A 15636-nucleotide genomic window follows, 5' to 3' on the forward strand; every position below is an offset into this window, starting at 1 on the left:
GATTGCTCGGCGCAGTCGCGGTAACCACGCCCCGTGATGATCAACCGCGACACGAAAAAGGCCACCGCGGAGCTTCCGCAGTGGCCTTTCACGTATCCGGAGTCAGCGGGAGATCGCGCGCCCGATGAGTTCGGCGAACACGGTCCCGAGCGACTTGCCGGCGGCCTCGATCGCCATCGGGACCGTCGACGTCTCGGTGAGTCCCGGCGACGGGTTCACTTCGAGGAAGTGCACCGTGCCGTCCGAGGTGACGACCGCGTCGGTGCGGGAGATGTCCCGCAGCCCGAGCACGCGGTGCGCGGCGACGGCCAGCTCGGCCACCGCCTTGGCCGCGGCGTCGTCGAGGCGGGCGGGGGTGAAGAAGTCCGTCAGGCCGGCCGTGTAGCGGGCCGTGTAGTCGTACACGCCGCTCTCCGGGACGATCTCGACCGCTGGCAGGGCCTCGGGCCCGTTCTCGCCCTCGATGACCGTCACGGCCACCTCGACGCCGTCCACGAACCGCTCCGCGAGCACCGTGTCGCCGTAGGCGAAGCAGCCGACCATCGCCGCCGGCAGTTCCGCCGCCTCGCGCACCACCTGGGTGCCGAGGGCGGAGCCGCCCTGGTCGGGCTTGAGGATCAGCGGCAGGCCGAGGCGCTCCACCATCGCGTCGAGCACCGCCTGGGCCCCGAGCTCGCGGAACGTGCTGTGCGGCAGCACCACCCAGCTCGGCGTCACGAACCCGGCGTTCTGCAGCAGCGCCTTCGCGGTCGGCTTGTCCCACGCGCGGCGGCAGCCCTGCGAGCCGGTGCCGACGAACGGGACGTCCAGCATCTCCAGCACCGTCTGCACCGAGCCGTTCTCGCCCTCACCGCCGTGCAGCGCGACGACCACCGCGTCCGGGCGCTGGGTGCGCAGGCGCTCCAGCAGGCCCGCGTCGGTGTCCCACTCCTCGATGCCGAGGCCTTCGGACTTGAGCGCCGCGGAGAGCCGCCGCCCGGACCTCAGCGAGACGTCGCGTTCGTGCGAGAGCCCGCCGGCGAGCACGGCAACGGTACGGTCGACCACCGTGGAAACTCCTTAGAGTGAAGAACTAGACCGTGTCCGGGGACGGGTTCTGCGGTCCCTGGATCTGGCGCGCGCTCACGTTACCGAAGGTGCGGGCGAGGTCCATTTCGGACTCCAGCACCGCGGCCAGCCGCCGCACGCCCTCGCGGATGCGCTCCGGCGTCGGGTAGCAGTAGGACAGCCGCATCTGGCGGCTGCCGAAGCCGTCGGCGTAGAAGCCGGTGCCGGACGCGTACGCCACCCGCGCGGTCACCGCGCGCGGCAGCATCGCCTTCGTGTCGACGCCTTCCGGCACGGTCACCCAGACGTAGAAGCCGCCGTCCGGCTTGGTCCACGAGCAGCCCGGAGGCAGGTACTGGTCGAGCGCGGACAGGATCGCGTCCCGCCGCTCGCGGTAGTTCTCGCGGAACTTCTTGATCTGGCCCTTCCAGTCGTGCGTGGCCAGGTAGCGCGACACGATCATCTGGTTGAACGTCGGCGGGCACAGGGTCGCCGACTCCGCGGCGAGCACGAGCTTCTCGCGCACCGCGTGCGGCGCGAGCACCCAGCCGACGCGCAGGCCGGAGGCGAACGTCTTCGAGAACGAGCCGAGGTACACGACGTTGTCGGGGTCGGTCGACCGCAGCGCCGGGTACGTCTGCCCGTCGAAGCCGAGCAACCCGTACGGGTTGTCTTCGACGACCAGGACGCCGTGTTCGCGGCAGATCTCGAGGATCTCCGCGCGGCGCTCGACGGCCAGCGTGACGCCGGCGGGGTTGTGGAAGTTCGGGATCGTGTAGAGGAACTTGACCCGGCGGCCGGCCTTCTCCGTCCGCGCGAGCGCCTCGCGCAGCAGCTCGGGGACCAGGCCGTGGTCGTCCATCGCCACGTGCACGACCTGCGCCTGGTAGGCGGCGAACGAGCCCAGCGCGCCGACGTACGAGGGGCCTTCGGCGATCACGACGTCACCCGGGTCGCAGAACAGCCGCGTGACCATGTCCAGGCCCATCTGCGAGCCGACGGTCACCACGACGTCGTCCGGGTGCGCCTTGATGCCCTCCAGGGCCATGATCTCGCAGATCTGCTCCCGCAGCACCGGGATGCCGTGCGCCGAGCCGTACTGCAGCGCCACCAGGCCGTCTTCGGCGATGATCTCGGCCACCTGCGCCGACAGCGTGTCGAGCGGGAGCGCCGCGAGATTGGGCATGCCGCCGGCCAGCGAAACCACCTCGGGCCGGCTGGCCACCGCGAACAGCGCCCGGATCTCCGAGGCGGTCATCCCCGCGGTGCGCGCCGCGTACCGCTCGAGGTGCGGGTCGAGGTTCTGGCGGCCCGTGCGGTTCGGGAGGCCACTGTGCGAGGTGCTGGGGCGGTTCTCGGTCATCGACGTTCACCCGGGGCTCGGTGGACACGGTCACTCCCGCGGGAGCTGTAGATCCCATCGAGTGTAACCGGGCACCCATCAGGACCCCCTGGCCTTCCGGTGCTCGTCACATCGGCCTATCCTCGACCGTGGCTCCCGTCTTCGTGCCGTGGCTCTCGCGCGGCTTGACGACCGGAAGCCGGTCGGCAGCGCAGGTCAGGGGAGGTCACGAGTGTCGCGTCGCGTCGTGGGCGTCACACTGGACAACCTCGAGCACCTGCCGAAGAGCTGCCGCCGGTGCGTGTACTGGGAACTCGCCCCGCACCTGAAGCACCAGGCCGAGGAGTTCGGCGCGACCGAGGTCGAGAAGGAAGCCTGGGTGTCGAGCGTGCTGCTCGAATGGGGTTCCTGCGGCCGCATCGTCTACAGCGACACGCTGCCGGTCGGGTTCGTGCTGTACGCCCCGCCGAACGCGGTCCCGCGCGCACTGGCCTTCCCGACGTCGCCGCCGAGCGCGGACGCCGTCCTGCTGACCGCCTTCCAGGTGCTCCCGGAGTTCCGTGGCGGCGGTCTGGGCCGGATGCTCGTCCAGGCGGTCGCCAAGGACCTGACCAAGCGCGGCGTCCGCGCGATCGAGGCCTTCGGCGACGCTCGTCCCGACGAGGCGGACCCGGACGGCGGCCACAGCTGCGTGCTGCCGGCGGCCTTCCTGCAGAGCGTCGGCTTCAAGACGGTCCGCCCGCACCAGAAGTGGCCCCGCTTGCGCCTCGAGCTGCGGTCGGCGATCACCTGGAAGGAAGACGTCGAGGCGGCCCTGGAACGGCTGCTCGGCCAGGTCACGATCACCACCGCCGAGCCGAGCCTCGGCCGCGCCTGAATCCGTTTCCGCAAACGTTTGCGCCGGTGTTTAGGCATGCCCGGACACCGGTGTGCACAACTGTGGAAGAAGTGCCGAGTTATCCACAGAGCGCTGATAGGAGCGGTGGAAAACCTGTGGAGAACTGCCCCCGAACCTGGGGACGCGCCGACCGCGTCCCCAGGGGTGGTGGGGCAGGTGAAGGAGAGCCGCTAGGGGTTGTGGTCGACCCTATTCGGCCTTGGCGAGCTCGTGCGCCAGGACGTCGGCGAACGTGAACGTGCCCGTCGGCTGGTCGCCTTCGCCGAGCAGGTACAGGCGCTTGACGGCGATCAGGATGCCCTCCGCGACGATGTCGCGGAACGCCGGGTCACCGAGCTTGCGGGCGTCGTCCGGGTTCGTCAGGTAGCCGATCTCGACCCGGACCGCCGGGCAGCGGGTGCGGGTGAAGATGTCCCACGACTTGTAGTGCGTGCGGCAGTCGAGCATGCCGGTGCGGGCCGCGACCTCGCGCTGGATGAAGCCGGCCAGCAGCTCGCCCACCGTCGACGTCGTGCCGTTGCCGTTGCCGAAGTGGAAGCTCGCGACGCCCTGCGCTCGCGGCGACGAGTTCTTGTCGCTGTGCAGCGAGAGGAACAGGTCGGCGCCCGCGTCGTTGGCGAACCTGGCCCGCTCGAGCTCGGTCGGGCTGTGGTTCGGGCCGCGGGAGATCAGCGCCTCCATGCCCGTGGCCTTCATCCGGCCTTCGAGGCGGCGGGCGAGGTCCCAGGCGATGTCGGCCTCGCGCAGGCCGCCGGCGACCACGCCGAGGTCGTCGCCGCCGTGGCCGGGGTCGATCACGATGCGCTTGCCGCGCAGGCGCGGACCGGCCTGGCGCACCTGCTCCTGCTCGCGCAGGAAGACGGGACGCCCGCCCCGGGCGCGCGGCGAAGACAGGCGGTGCAGCTCGCGGATGGTCGCCGGGCCGCACATGCCGTCCGGCGTCAGGCGCATGTCGCGCTGGAACGTCTTGAGCGCGCGCTCGGTCTGGGGGCCGAAGTAGCCGTCGGGGCGGCCGGCGTCGAAGCCGAGCTCCGTGAGCCGCTCCTGCAGCGTGAAGACGTCGTCGCCGTGCACCGGGGAGGCGATCATGTACGACAGCGGGCGGCTGCCCAGGTGGTAGCTGGCGCCCTTGAGCGCCTGGAACGTCGCCGGACCCACGATGCCGTCGGTCATCAGTCCACGACGCTGCTGGAAGGCACGGACGGCGTGCTCGACGGCGACGTCGAACGTGCCGTAGTCGTCGGTACCGGTGACCGGCGGGAGCAGGTCCATCCCGGCCAGGATGGACCTGATCTCGGCGACGTCCGGACCGGCGTCACCGCGGCGGAGTACCCGCATGCACTCCTCGCTCTTCCTCAGGCACCGATTTCGGGGGTTCGGTGCGTGGCAGGATTCTCGGGAAAACCTTCGCTGGGCCGAGCCCAGGTCCTCTATTGTGCCTTGCCAACTCTGGGTGACAGCGCAGGCCCGGTAGGTCGGTCAAGGACCCGTTCGTGGAGTACCCGCCTGGGCCGTCGTCACGCTCGATTCACACACCTCGATCGGATTCACCCGAAAGACGACGAACCCGGGGCCGCAGGAGGATTCCCGCAGGCCCCGGGTTCGCCGGAGTGGTTCGATTCAGAGGACGTCGGCGAGGTCCGACAGCAGCGCGGCCTTCGGCTTGGCGCCCACGATCTGCTTCACCGGCTTGCCGCCCTGGAACAGGATCAGCGTCGGGATGGACATCACCTGGTAGTCACGCGGCGTGTTCGGGTTCTCGTCGATGTCGATCTTGGCGATGGTCAGCTTCTCGCCGTTCTCGGCCGCGATCTCCTCGAGCACCGGGGCGACCATCTTGCACGGGCCGCACCAGGTGGCCCAGAAGTCGACGAGGACCGGCTTCTCGCTGGTCAGGACCTCGTCGACGAACGTCGCGTCGGTGACCTTGACGGTGTTGGCCATGGTTTCTCCTTCAGGGGTGGTTGGAAGCCGGAAAGTCAGTTGATGCCCGCGCCGTAGCCGCCGCCGACGAGCTCGGACGCCTCGTGCGCGTCCGAGTCGCCGTGCTCGGCGAGCCAGCGTTCCGCGTCGATCGCCGCGCTGCACCCGGAGCCCGCGGCGGTGATCGCCTGCCGGTAGGTGCGGTCCACCAGGTCGCCGGCCGCGAAGACGCCGTCGAGGTTGGTGAAGGACGTCTTGCCCTTGGTGACGACGTAGCCGTCCTCATCCAGGTCGACCTGCCCGCGCACGAGCTGGCTGCGGGGGTCGTGGCCGATCGCGACGAAGAAGCCCGACACGTCCAGCGTCGACTCGCTGCCGTCCTTGGTGTCCTTGAGCTTCAGGGCCTCGACCTTGCCGTCGCCGACCACCTCGGTGATCTGCGAGTTCAGCTGCCACTTGATCTTCTCGTTCGCGCGGGCGCGCTCGAGCATGATCTTGGACGCGCGGAACTCGTCGCGCCGGTGGACGATCGTGACGGACTTCGCGAACTTCGTCAGGAAGGTCGCCTCCTCCATCGCGGAATCGCCACCGCCGGCGACCACGATGTCGTGGTCGCGGAAGAAGAAGCCGTCACAGGTCGCACAGGCCGACACACCGCGCCCGAGCAGCTCCTGCTCGCCCGGCACGTTGAGGTACCGCGCCGCGGCGCCCATGGCGAGGATGACCGCGCGGGCGGCGTAGCGCTTGCCGTTCGCGTGGATGTACTTGACGTCCCCGGTCAGCTCCAGCGACTCGACGTCCTCCGCGCGCAGCTCGGCGCCGAAGCGCTCGGCCTGCTTGCGCATCTCCTCCATCAGGTCCGGACCCATGATGCCGTCGCGGAACCCGGGGAAGTTCTCGACCTCGGTCGTCGTCATCAGCGCGCCGCCGAACTGCGTGCCCTCGAACACCAGCGGTTCCAGCTGGGCCCGTGCCGCGTAAACGGCAGCGGTGTATCCGGCAGGACCCGATCCGACGATGATCAGGTTCCTGATTTCTTCGGCAGCCACCCGTGACCTCCGCTCGTAGTGACCCTGTACCAGGCTCAACACGATGTTAGGTGGCCATGTTCCCAGCCGTGACAGCCGCTACTTCTCCCCGACGACCTTGTCGAAGAGGACCGCGGGATTGCCCGGTCCGCAGTCCGCGCCGAAGGCCACCAGCCGGAACTGCGCGAGTTTGCCGGTGGTCAGGATGATCATCACCCCGGCCTTGCCGCCGACGTTCACCGGGCGGACGCCCTCGGGCCGCACCTTCGGGTCCAGCCCGGCCGCCGCGATGCAGGCGTCGAGGCGGTCCTCGTTCTGCAGCGGGCCGAAGTCGCGGACGCCGATGGCCTTCCCGACCAGCGCCTGGGCGCCGGCGCCGTCGTTGCCGACCGACGGGCCGGTCGGCGCGGGGGCGGCGACGTTCGGGGTGCCGGGCTGCGGCGAGGTGTTCGGGATGGCGAGGGTCACGGCGACGACCGCCGCCGCGGCCGCGGTCAGGACGCCGGCGGCCCAGCCGAGCCGCTTGTTCCGCTTCCGCCCGGCCGCCGCGAGGTCCACCACCTGCGCGCCCTGCGGTGCGCTCGGCTCCGGACGTTCGGACTGTGTCCGTTCAGGCTGTGTTCGTCCAGGAAAGGCGGCAGCCGCCTCCGCGGCCAGCGCCGCGTCCAGCCGGGCGGCGAACTCCGCGGGCATCGGCGGGGCCGGCGCGTCGGCGAGCGAGGCCAGGTCGGCCTGCGTGGCGTCGAGGGCGTCCAGGATCGCCCGGGCTTCGGGATCGGCGTTGACCAGCGGCCACAGCTCCGCCGCCCGCGTGTCGTCCAGGACACCGGCGTGGAGGTCGGCGAGCACGTCGACAGACCAGGGCGGACCGACGGTCCCCCCGATCCCCCGGCTTTCGTCCGTCATCGTCCCTCCCCGCTACCCGGCTGGCGCCCGGCCCGTTTGCTTTCGTGAGTTGGGACGTTCGCAATCGCATCGGGGTTCCGCAGGTGCCCGAGAACCTTCGCGAGTTTCCCGCGGCCCCGCGCGCACCGGCTCTTCACCGTGCCCTCGGCGATGCCGAGCATCTTCGCCGTCTCGGCGACGGAGTATCCCTCGACGTCGACCAACACGATCGGGGCACGCTGGTCTTCGGGCAGCTGGTCGAGCGCCTCGCGCACCAGCAGGCTCGTCTCCCGCTCGGCCATCGAGTCGCGCGGCGTGGCGGGCTCGTTGAAGCCGGTCTCCGGCAGCGGCACGGTCGGGCGTGCCTGGCGGCGGCGGATCCGGTCGAGGCAGGCGTTCACCACGATCCGGTGCAGCCACGTCGTGACCTGCGACTCCGCCCGGAAGTTCCCGGCCGCGCGGAACGCCGAGATGAACGCGTCCTGCAACGCGTCGGCGGCCTCTTCCGGGTCACGGACCGTCCGCAGGGCCACCGCCCACATGCGGTCGCGATGTCGCTGGACGAGTTCGCTGAACGCATGGGGGTCCCCCGCGGCGTGAGCCGCTATCAGATCCGCATCCGTGGGAGCTGCAGCTGTCACCCGGCAGAGCCTACTGACCCGGCCGGGCGCGTCACCCCGCAGGCAGGAAGGACAGATCACCGATCTGGGTGAGGAACTGGCCGTTGTCGCCACCCAGCGCGGTGATCCAGACGATGAAGTACTTGCCCTGGACGGGCTGCGCCAGCGGGATCGTCGTGTCGCCGTCCTTCAGGTCACCGTTGCCGACCACCTTCGTGTCGGCGAGGTCGGGGTTCTTCTCGGTCGCCGAGCGGATCTCGACCTTGGTGCCGGGCGTGCCGGCGCTGATCTTCACCTGGCTGAGGTTGATGTCGTCGGCGAACGTGACGACCAGCCCGACCCCGGGCTTGATGGCCGGGAACTGCTGCTTGTACTGCTCGGTCTTCCAGACCGTGCCGGGGTTGCCGTCGATCGCGTTCTTCGCCCGGCCGGTGTTGTCGCCCTTGCCCTCCGGGTTGTAGACGGCGGCGGCCTGCGCCTTCACCGGGTCACCCACCTTCGGCGTCGGCGGCGGCGCCGGTGCCGAAGACGACGCGGGCGGAGCCGCCGCCGACTGGCTCGACGCCGGCGGTGCGGCGACGTTGATCGACGGCCCGGTCGCCTTCGAATCGCCCTGGAAGACGTTGATCAGCATCAACCCGCCCCAGGCGAGGATGACGACGGTCGCGACCACCAGCACGGTGACGCCGAGCGCGAGCTTGCGCCGCCGGGCGACGTCCTTGACCGGCTTCTTCGTCGTCCAGATCGTGCCGTCGGGCTCGACCTCGCCGCCGACGGCCTTGATCAGCTGGGTGCGCTCCTCTTCCTCGGCCACCTGGTCGAGGACGCGGAGGATGGCCGCGCTGGTGCGGATGCCGCCGTTGCCGCCGTCCTCGATCGTGCGCACGGCCAGCGACGACAGGTCGGCCGGGACCGTCGGCACCAGCTGGCGCGGCGGGACGATCCGGCCCTGCGGGGTCATCGGGGCCGCCGGGATCGCGGGCGGGCCGCCGGGCAGCGCCCAGCGGCCGGTCAGCAGCAGGTACAGGACGGCGCCGAGCGCCTTGACGTCGTCACGCAGCGTCGACTCCGGCAGCGGGCCGGGGAACGCGAGCTTGAGCGCGCCGTTCGGCGTCAGCCGCAGGCGCTGGGGGTGGTCGAGGCCGAGGACGAGCCCGTTCTGGTGCGCCTGCTCGACGGCTTCGGCCAGCGCCTGCACCATCCGCGCGGCCGCGGCGGGCGCCACCGGCCGCTGCGCGACGAGGTCGACCAGGTCGCTGCCCTTGGTCCACTCCGCGACGACGACACCGAGCAGGCCTTCGCCCGAGGTGATGCCGCTGCCGAGGGCGAGCACGTCCAGCACGCGGGCGACGCCGCCGTGGCCGAACTTCGACGCGTGTGTCGCTCGTTCGAGCGTCCGCCGGGCCAGCCGGGCGGCTTCGGGATCCGCCGGGTCGCCGACCAGCAGGGTCAGCGCCACGTCCCGCTTCAGCTGCCCGTCGCGCGCACGCCAAAGGTGCGCGTCGCCCCGCTCGTCCACGCCGAACTGCGCGAGGAGGCGGTAGCGGCCGTCGCCGACCACACGCCCGGGGGCCAGCGATCCGACCTGGGCCTTGCCCACGTGGTTCGCACCCCCCGCCTGTTCGCTCCGCCTCGTGTCCACCCGCACTCTCCCGCTAGCTCCCCGCACCGAGGGTACCCAGAATACGACGCGGGAGTCGTCGCTTTCCGTACCTCAATCGTTACCCGCGCTTGATCAACCGGGTGAACCTCGAAGTGGCCGGTTTCAGCTCTTCGACCTTCAGCGCCACCAGCACGCCGAACGAGACGACGATGCCGACGATGCTCTGCAGCAACAGCTTCACCCAGGCACCGAAAGTGGGCCCGAACGAGTCCGGGACGAGCTTGCCCGCGACCCACGCGGCGGCGACACCCAGGACACTCGCGACGACCGTGAACAGAATCACGCCGATGACTCGCTTGCTGCGCAAGTTGCCCAGCGTCACCCACAGCCAAACCTGGCCGAGGATGGCGCCGACCACGAACGTCAGCGCGTTCACCATCATCACGCCGAGCACGACGTTGTCCGGCGACAGCAGCACCGGGCACAGGTACAGCAGCGGCACCTTGACCAGCGTCATCACGATCATGATCAGCGTCGGCGTGCGGGCGTCCTTCATCGCGTAGAACACGCGCATCTGCAGCATGACCAGCGCGTACGGCAGCAGCGCGAAGGCCGAGATGGCGAGCGCGTCGCCGAGCCGCTCGGCCGTTTCGACCGTGCCCTTGCCGAAGGTGAACAGCGCGATGCCGATCGAGCCGCCGACCACGGTCATCACCGCGGAGATCGGCACGAGCATCACCGTCGAGATCCGGGACGCGTACGACAGGTCGCCGATCAGCTTCTTGTGGTCGCCGTCGGCGGCCGCCCGGCTCATCCGCGGCATGATCGCCGTCAGCAGGGAGACGCCGATGACGCCGTACGGCAGCTGGAAGAGCAGCCAGGCGTTGCTGTAGGCCGTGACACCGCCGGGCGAACCGCTGGTCAGGACGCGCGTGTTGATCGTGTAGCCGATCTGGCTGACCGCGACGTAGCCGAGGATCCACAGCGCGAGGCCGCCGAACTCCTTCATCTGCTTGTCGATGCCCCAGCGCCACTTGAACCGGAAGCCGGACCGCAGCAGCGGCGGGACCAGCAGCAGCGCCTGGGCGACGATGCCGCCGGTGACGCCGATGCCCAGCGTCAGCACCTTGGGGTCGGTGATCGACACGTTCTCGGTGTCGATGTCGCCGGGCATGATCCAGACGACGAGGATCGTGAAGATGACGACCAGGTTGTTGATCACCGGCGCCCACGCCGTCGGCCCGAAGACCTGCTTGGCGTTCAGCACGGCCGAAAGCAGCGCGAACACGCCGTAGAAGAAGATCTCGGGCAGCAGCAGGTAGGCGAACGCCGTGGTCAGGTCGGCGCTGGCCTTGCCGGACGAGTCGACATAGAGACTCGTGAACGCCGGGGCCGCGATCACCGCGACGACCGTGCCGACCAGCAGCAGCGAGAACGCCACCGTGATCAGGCGTTGCGTGTAGGCCGTGCCGCCGTCGGGGTCGTCCTGCGAGCGCACCAGCAGCGGCACCACCACGCTGGCGAGCACGCCACCCATCAGCAGCTCGAAGATGATGTTGGGCATCGTGTTGGCGACGTTGAACGAGTCGTTCGCGATGCCCTGGCCGATCGCGCCGACCAGCAGCAGCTTCCACAGGAAGCCGGTGATCCGGCTGATCAGCGACGCGATCGCCATCCGGCCGGACGCCTTCGCCAGCGACGGCGCCTTGGCCGGGGCCTCCTGGACTTCGCCGTCCGGTCGGGGCTTGACCAGCGGCCCCTTCAGCGCCGGCATGACCTGGGTGGCCAGCGCGTCGTACGGCCGCATGACGTCGGGGTCGGCGACCGGCCAGCGCGAGTTCATCGGCACGCCGGCGGTCCGCGGGATGAACCGCGTCGCCTCCGGGTCCGGCGGGCGCTGGACCTGGGTGGCCTCCTCCTGCCACGGCCGGACCGGCGCCGGACGCCGGGAGCCGCGGCCGCGCGGCGGGACGGGCGTGCCCGGCGGCGGGGTACCGGGACCCAGCGCCGGATTGCCGGGTGGCGGGGTCGAGGGCGGGGCCGGCTGCGGGAGCCGCCCCTGGTGCGGAGCGGGGCCCGGGACCGGCTGCGCTCCGCCCTGCGGCGGCAGGCCGGGTTGCGGGTTCCCCGGTGACACGACCGGCTGAGCACCGCTCAGTGGCTGACCCGGGGGCGGCACGGCCGGCTGTCCACCGCTGTGCGGCGGTAGGCCGGTCTGGGGGTTGCCCGATGGTGCGACCGGCTGAGCGCCGCTCAGTGGCTGGCCCGGGGGTGGCACGACCGGCTGTCCACCGCTGTGCGGCAGGCCGGGTTGGGGGTTGCCCTGCTGTCCACCGCCGTGCGGCAGACCCGGCTGGGGGTTGCCCGGCTGCCCAGCACTGTGCGGCGGTAGGCCCGGCTGGGGGTTGACTGACGGTGCGACCGGCTGAGCGCCGCTCAGCGGCTGGCCCGGCGACGGCAGGCCCGGTTGAGGGCTGCCCGGCGGCACCGGCTGCGCGCCGCTCGGCGGCGGCACGGGCTGGACCCGCGTCGGCGCCGGGCCGGCGTTGCGCGGTGGCCGGCCGCCCTGCGGCGGCGGAACCCGGCGCGGCGGCTGGTCCTCGCGGAGGGCGCGGTCGTCGTGCGGGCCGCGGTCGTCCCGGGGCCGGTCGTCGCGCGGCCGGTCGCCACGGGGGCCGCCGTCACGGGCCGGGAACTCCTCCGCGGCCGGGCGGGGGGCGCGCTGGTCGCGGGGCGGCAGGTCGTCCGGCCCCGGCCGGGTGCCGCGGGCGGCGCGCTGGTCGCGGACCGGGCGGTCGTCGCCGGGTGCACGGTCGCCGCGGGCCGGGCGGTCGTCTTGGGCCGGGCGGTCGCCACGCGGGGCTCGTTGGTCGCGGACCGGGCGGTCATCCGGGGTCGGGCGGTCGCCACGCGGGGCGCGTTGGTCGCGCGCCGGGCGGTCGTCCGGGGTCGGGCGGTCGCCACGTGGGGCGCGTTGGTCGCGGGCGGGGCGGTCGCCGCGGGGTGGCCCTTCGGCCGGGGCCGGCCGGTCGCCCCGGGGGGCGCGCTTGTCGCGGACCGGGCGGTCGCCGCGAGGGGTGCGGTCGTCGGCGGGTGGGCGGTCCTCGCGCACCGGGCGGCCGCCTCGGGGCGCGTGGCCGTCGGGGGGTGGCTGGTCGCCGCGGCGGGGGCGGCCGTCGCGGGGCGGGCCGTCTTCGCGGATCGGGCGCTGGTCGCGGACCGTCGCGTCGTCCGGGGCCGGCATCTGGCGCGTCTGGCCGTTGCGGGGTGGCTGGCGGCGGCCGCGCTCCGGGGGCGGAGGCGGCGGCTGACGGCGGCGGACCGGCGGGGGCCCGTCGCCCCGTTGCGGGGGCGGGGGGCCTTCGCGCCGAGGACGACCCGCACGCTCGGGTGGTAAGCCCGGCTCTCTCTCCAACGCGTGCCCAATCCTCGGTGCTCTACTCCGGTACCGCGGCCCGGTGCCGCGCACGTGCGGACCAAGGGTAATCGCGAACCGCCCGGAACACTCACAGGCCGAGGGATCAGCCCACGACGTCGCGTCCCGCGCGGGCGTCCTTGATCCGCCGGTAGATCCGCCGCGAGGCGAGCAGAAGCAGGGCCACACCTGCGGCGACGGTCGCGATGATGGTGATCGCGCCGTACTCCGTCGACGTCAGTTCGAACCGCGCGGACGACCCGAGCGGGGTACCGGTGGGCGTGCGCAACGACACATCGACGCTGAACCGGCCGGCCCGCAGCGCCTCCACCGGGAGGAAGTAGTTCTTGCCGCCGCTGGCCGGGAAGAACCGGTCCTGGGCGTCGCCCGGACGCAGGCCGGTGTTGTTGTCGAGGGCGAACCGGGCGTTGATCCCGACCGGCAGGTCGTTGCTGACGTACACCGGCAGCGGCGAGTTGCCGGACGCCAGCGCGATTGTCTGCTTCGGCTGCGAGACGGTCACCCGGCCGCTGATCGCGGCCAGCTCGGCCTGGGCGTTCGTGGTCGCCGCGTCCGCGGGCAGCCCCCGCCACGCCGTCGACGCGCCGCGCAGCTCGGCCAGCCGGACCGGCTCGACGACGTCGTCCGGTTTCACCCGTTTGGTGGGGTCGAGCTGCATCGCCGAGGCCAGCCCGGTGGCCTGGCCGTCGACACCGGACAGCGTCGAGACGACGCCGGCGTCGACGCCCGTGGCCGGGTCCGGACCGCCGTCGCCGACCGAGCCGGCGGCCTCGGGGGCGGCGGCGAGCAGCGACGGCAACCCGGTCGCGGTGACCACGCCCGCGGTCAGGAAGTCGCCGACCTGCCGCAGGTAGGTGCCGTACTCCTCGGCCGAGGCGTCCCAGCGCCGCGGCGGCGCGACCAGCAGGTGGTCCGGCCGCTGCTGGCCCGCGGCCAGGCCGAGCCCGGCGCGGAAGGCGAGGGCGCCGAGGCCGTTCTGGCTCGCGATCGCCCGCTCGGTCGTCGCGGGCGCGGTGACCGAGCCGGGCACGGTCGGGACGCCGGTCATCGCGGCGGAGATCAGCGAGTCGGTCGGCTGCAGGCGGACGGTGCTGCCCTGGACGGTGACGCCGCCGCCGGCCGCCGCGGGCGCGAGCTTGCCGGCGTCGGTCAGCACGGTCCGCACCCCGGCCTCGGCCAGCGCGGCGAGCACCGGCGCGCTGGGCGTGCCGTCCGGCCAGAGCACGCCGGTCTGCGGGGGGACGTCGGTCAGCTGCTGGATGGTCGCGGCGCCGGAGGCGGCCCGGGTGACCAGGCCGGTGTCGCCGGGCTTGATGCGGGTGAGCGCGTCGAGGTCGGCGTCGGCGAACGGCAGCGCCACCACGCAGCGGCCGGCGACCAGCGAGCGGACGTCGGACAGCCACGCCTTCGCGGCCTCGGCGCCCTTGCCCTGGACGGTGCCGGTGTCGGTGTGGACGAGGTAGCCGCGCGTCATCGCGTCGACGGTCGCGAGCAGGTCCGGGTCGAGCGCGAAGCACATCGACTTCGCGAGGTTTGAGCTGCTCCCCAGGGCCGACGCCGCCGACGTGACCAGCGCGTTCAGCCGGCCGTCCCCGCTGATTTCGCCGGCCAGCCGGTCGTCGGCCAGCACCACCGGGTTCCCGTACGGCGCCGCGTAGACGTGCGGGATGTTGCCGGTCAGCGGCCAGAGCAGGGTCATGCTCGGCGCGCCCGCCCGGGTGGTGGCCTGCTTGCCCGGCGCGGCCAGCACCGGCATCAGCATGCTGATCGCGCCCAGGCGCGCGGGCCCGCCGAACTCCGGCGTGCCGTTGACGTTGACCAGCAGGGGGTAGACGCCGGGGCGGAACCGGTCCGCCCGCGGCCCGGTCAGCGGGACGGTGATGTTCAGCGGGGCGCTGTGGCCCGGTTCGAGCACGTCGGCGATCGAGGTGAACTCGGTGAGCGGGGTGTCCTTGACGACCACACCGGACAGCACGTCGCCGATCCCGCGTTCGGTCGTCGCCCGGTCCCCGACCTGCAGCCGCACCTGCGGCTTGGCGATCCGGCGGTCGCCGGTGTTGGTCACCGTGCCGGTGACGGTCAGCGTCGTCGACGACGTCGTGATCACCCGCGGGCTGAGCCCGGCCAGGTCGATGCGCAGGCGCGCGCCCTCCTGCGCCTGGGCGACCGAGGCGCCGGCGAGGGCCGGGACGGCCAGGAACAGGACGGACAGGAAGGTTGCGGCGAACCGCTTCACTCGGGGGCTCCCTCAGGGGCGTGCTCGTCTCGTCCGTGGACGTCCGGGCGCGCGAAAAGTTCCTTGAGCATCTGACTGGCCTTCCGGACGAGCTTGCGCTCGTCGGAGTAGGCGAGTTTGGTCTCCAGCTCGGCCAGCGGGACCCAGGCCACCTCGGTGACCTCGACGTCTTCGTCCGAGAGCTCGCCGCCGAGCGCTTCGAGCAGGAAGTGGTGCACGGTCTTGTGGATGCGCCGCTTCTCGGCCACGAACCAGTAGTCGATGGTGCCCAGAGGCCGCATGACGCGCGCGGAGATGCCGGTTTCCTCCTTCACCTCGCGCACGGCCGTCTGTTCCACCGTCTCACCGTCCTCGATGTGGCCCTTGGGCAGCGACCACAGCAGTCTGCCGTGCCGGTCGAGCCGGCCGATCAGCACCGCCTGTTCGCGGCCGGGGTCCACCACGAGGCCACCGGCCGACGTCTCGTCGACCGTGGTCAGGCGCCTTCCGCGCTGACGCCTGCGCCGCCTGCGCGGCTTCGAGGCGCCGGGGCGGCCGGCTGATCCAGACATGCTGCGATGCTAGAGCAAACGGTTGCCCCGGTAGGCTGGCTCTCCGTGTCCGTGTCCGGCGGTGCCT

The 15636-nt window shown here is 72.1% G+C and carries 13 protein-coding genes; 2 read left to right on the plus strand and 11 right to left on the minus strand.

From position 1 onward, the window contains the following. Window positions 1-102 precede the first annotated feature (102 nt). Entirely contained in the window at window positions 103-1047 is a 945-nt protein-coding gene (locus tag DV20_RS33095; protein WP_043787051.1) for a D-alanine--D-alanine ligase family protein, read from the minus strand. Between the two features lie 25 nt (window positions 1048-1072). Beyond that, window positions 1073-2410, minus strand: a complete 1338-nt coding sequence (locus tag DV20_RS33100; RefSeq protein ID WP_043787052.1) for an aminotransferase-like domain-containing protein — start codon at window positions 2408-2410, stop codon at window positions 1073-1075. 211 nt (window positions 2411-2621) lie between these two features. Here DV20_RS33100 and DV20_RS33105 point away from each other — a divergent pair, with 211 nt between their 5' ends. Then, window positions 2622-3266 carry a GNAT family N-acetyltransferase gene (locus DV20_RS33105; RefSeq protein ID WP_013231060.1) on the plus strand — a complete coding sequence of 215 codons (645 nt, stop codon included), beginning with the start codon at window positions 2622-2624 and terminating at the stop codon, window positions 3264-3266. Window positions 3267-3476: 210 nt separating this feature from the next. Here DV20_RS33105 and DV20_RS33110 read toward each other — a convergent pair whose 3' ends face one another. From DV20_RS33110 to murJ, 7 genes are all read right to left on the minus strand, one after another. Continuing rightward, window positions 3477-4625 carry an N-acetylmuramoyl-L-alanine amidase gene (locus DV20_RS33110; protein ID WP_043787054.1) on the minus strand — a complete coding sequence of 383 codons (1149 nt, stop codon included), beginning with the start codon at window positions 4623-4625 and terminating at the stop codon, window positions 3477-3479. Window positions 4626-4907: 282 nt separating this feature from the next. Then, window positions 4908-5231 carry a thioredoxin gene (gene trxA / locus DV20_RS33115; protein WP_003082899.1) on the minus strand — a complete coding sequence of 108 codons (324 nt, stop codon included), beginning with the start codon at window positions 5229-5231 and terminating at the stop codon, window positions 4908-4910. A 35-nt stretch (window positions 5232-5266) separates the two neighbouring features. Next, entirely contained in the window at window positions 5267-6259 is a 993-nt protein-coding gene (gene trxB, locus DV20_RS33120) for a thioredoxin-disulfide reductase (RefSeq protein WP_043787055.1), read from the minus strand. A 78-nt stretch (window positions 6260-6337) separates the two neighbouring features. After that, window positions 6338-7144, minus strand: a complete 807-nt coding sequence (locus tag DV20_RS33125) for a hypothetical protein (RefSeq protein WP_043787057.1) — start codon at window positions 7142-7144, stop codon at window positions 6338-6340. Continuing rightward, window positions 7141-7764 (minus strand): RNA polymerase sigma factor SigM, encoded by a 624-nt coding sequence (gene sigM, locus DV20_RS33130; RefSeq protein ID WP_034284380.1) that lies wholly within the window; start codon window positions 7762-7764, stop codon window positions 7141-7143. Before sigM ends, DV20_RS33125 begins: the two co-directional genes overlap by 4 nt. A gap of 31 nt (window positions 7765-7795) precedes the next feature. After that, complete coding sequence (locus DV20_RS33135; RefSeq protein WP_043787060.1) at window positions 7796-9385, minus strand: protein kinase family protein; 1590 nt, start codon at window positions 9383-9385, stop codon at window positions 7796-7798. 79 nt (window positions 9386-9464) lie between these two features. Further along, window positions 9465-11351: a murein biosynthesis integral membrane protein MurJ gene (gene murJ, locus DV20_RS33140; protein WP_043787253.1), complete on the minus strand. Its 1887-nt coding sequence runs from the start codon at window positions 11349-11351 to the stop codon at window positions 9465-9467. Between the two features lie 462 nt (window positions 11352-11813). On the opposite strand from murJ, the gene DV20_RS43275 reads away from it, so the two are divergent. After that, window positions 11814-12743, plus strand: coding sequence for a hypothetical protein (locus DV20_RS43275; protein ID WP_152603787.1), 930 nt, complete (start codon window positions 11814-11816; stop codon window positions 12741-12743). 124 nt (window positions 12744-12867) lie between these two features. Here DV20_RS43275 and DV20_RS33150 read toward each other — a convergent pair whose 3' ends face one another. Further along, window positions 12868-15018 carry a DUF6049 family protein gene (locus DV20_RS33150; protein ID WP_043787061.1) on the minus strand — a complete coding sequence of 717 codons (2151 nt, stop codon included), beginning with the start codon at window positions 15016-15018 and terminating at the stop codon, window positions 12868-12870. Then, window positions 15015-15569 carry an NUDIX hydrolase gene (locus DV20_RS33155; RefSeq protein ID WP_043787062.1) on the minus strand — a complete coding sequence of 185 codons (555 nt, stop codon included), beginning with the start codon at window positions 15567-15569 and terminating at the stop codon, window positions 15015-15017. The genes DV20_RS33150 and DV20_RS33155 overlap by 4 nt, the downstream gene beginning before the upstream one ends. Window positions 15570-15636 lie beyond the last annotated feature (67 nt).

The sequence above is a fragment of the Amycolatopsis rifamycinica genome (genome assembly GCF_000695625.1).
Classification (GTDB): Bacteria; Actinomycetota; Actinomycetes; order Mycobacteriales; family Pseudonocardiaceae; genus Amycolatopsis; species Amycolatopsis rifamycinica.

Bases quoted from the DNA above. Each gene is read 5' to 3' on its own strand.
- DV20_RS33125 (WP_043787057.1), bottom strand. From the start codon at position 7,144: ATGACGGACGAAAGCCGGGGGATCGGGGGGACCGTCGGTCCGCCCTGG.
- DV20_RS33155 (WP_043787062.1), bottom strand. From the start codon at position 15,569: ATGTCTGGATCAGCCGGCCGCCCCGGCGCCTCGAAGCCGCGCAGGCGG.
- DV20_RS33100 (WP_043787052.1), bottom strand. From the start codon at position 2,410: ATGACCGAGAACCGCCCCAGCACCTCGCACAGTGGCCTCCCGAACCGC.
- DV20_RS33110 (WP_043787054.1), bottom strand. From the start codon at position 4,625: ATGCGGGTACTCCGCCGCGGTGACGCCGGTCCGGACGTCGCCGAGATC.
- trxA (WP_003082899.1), bottom strand. From the start codon at position 5,231: ATGGCCAACACCGTCAAGGTCACCGACGCGACGTTCGTCGACGAGGTC.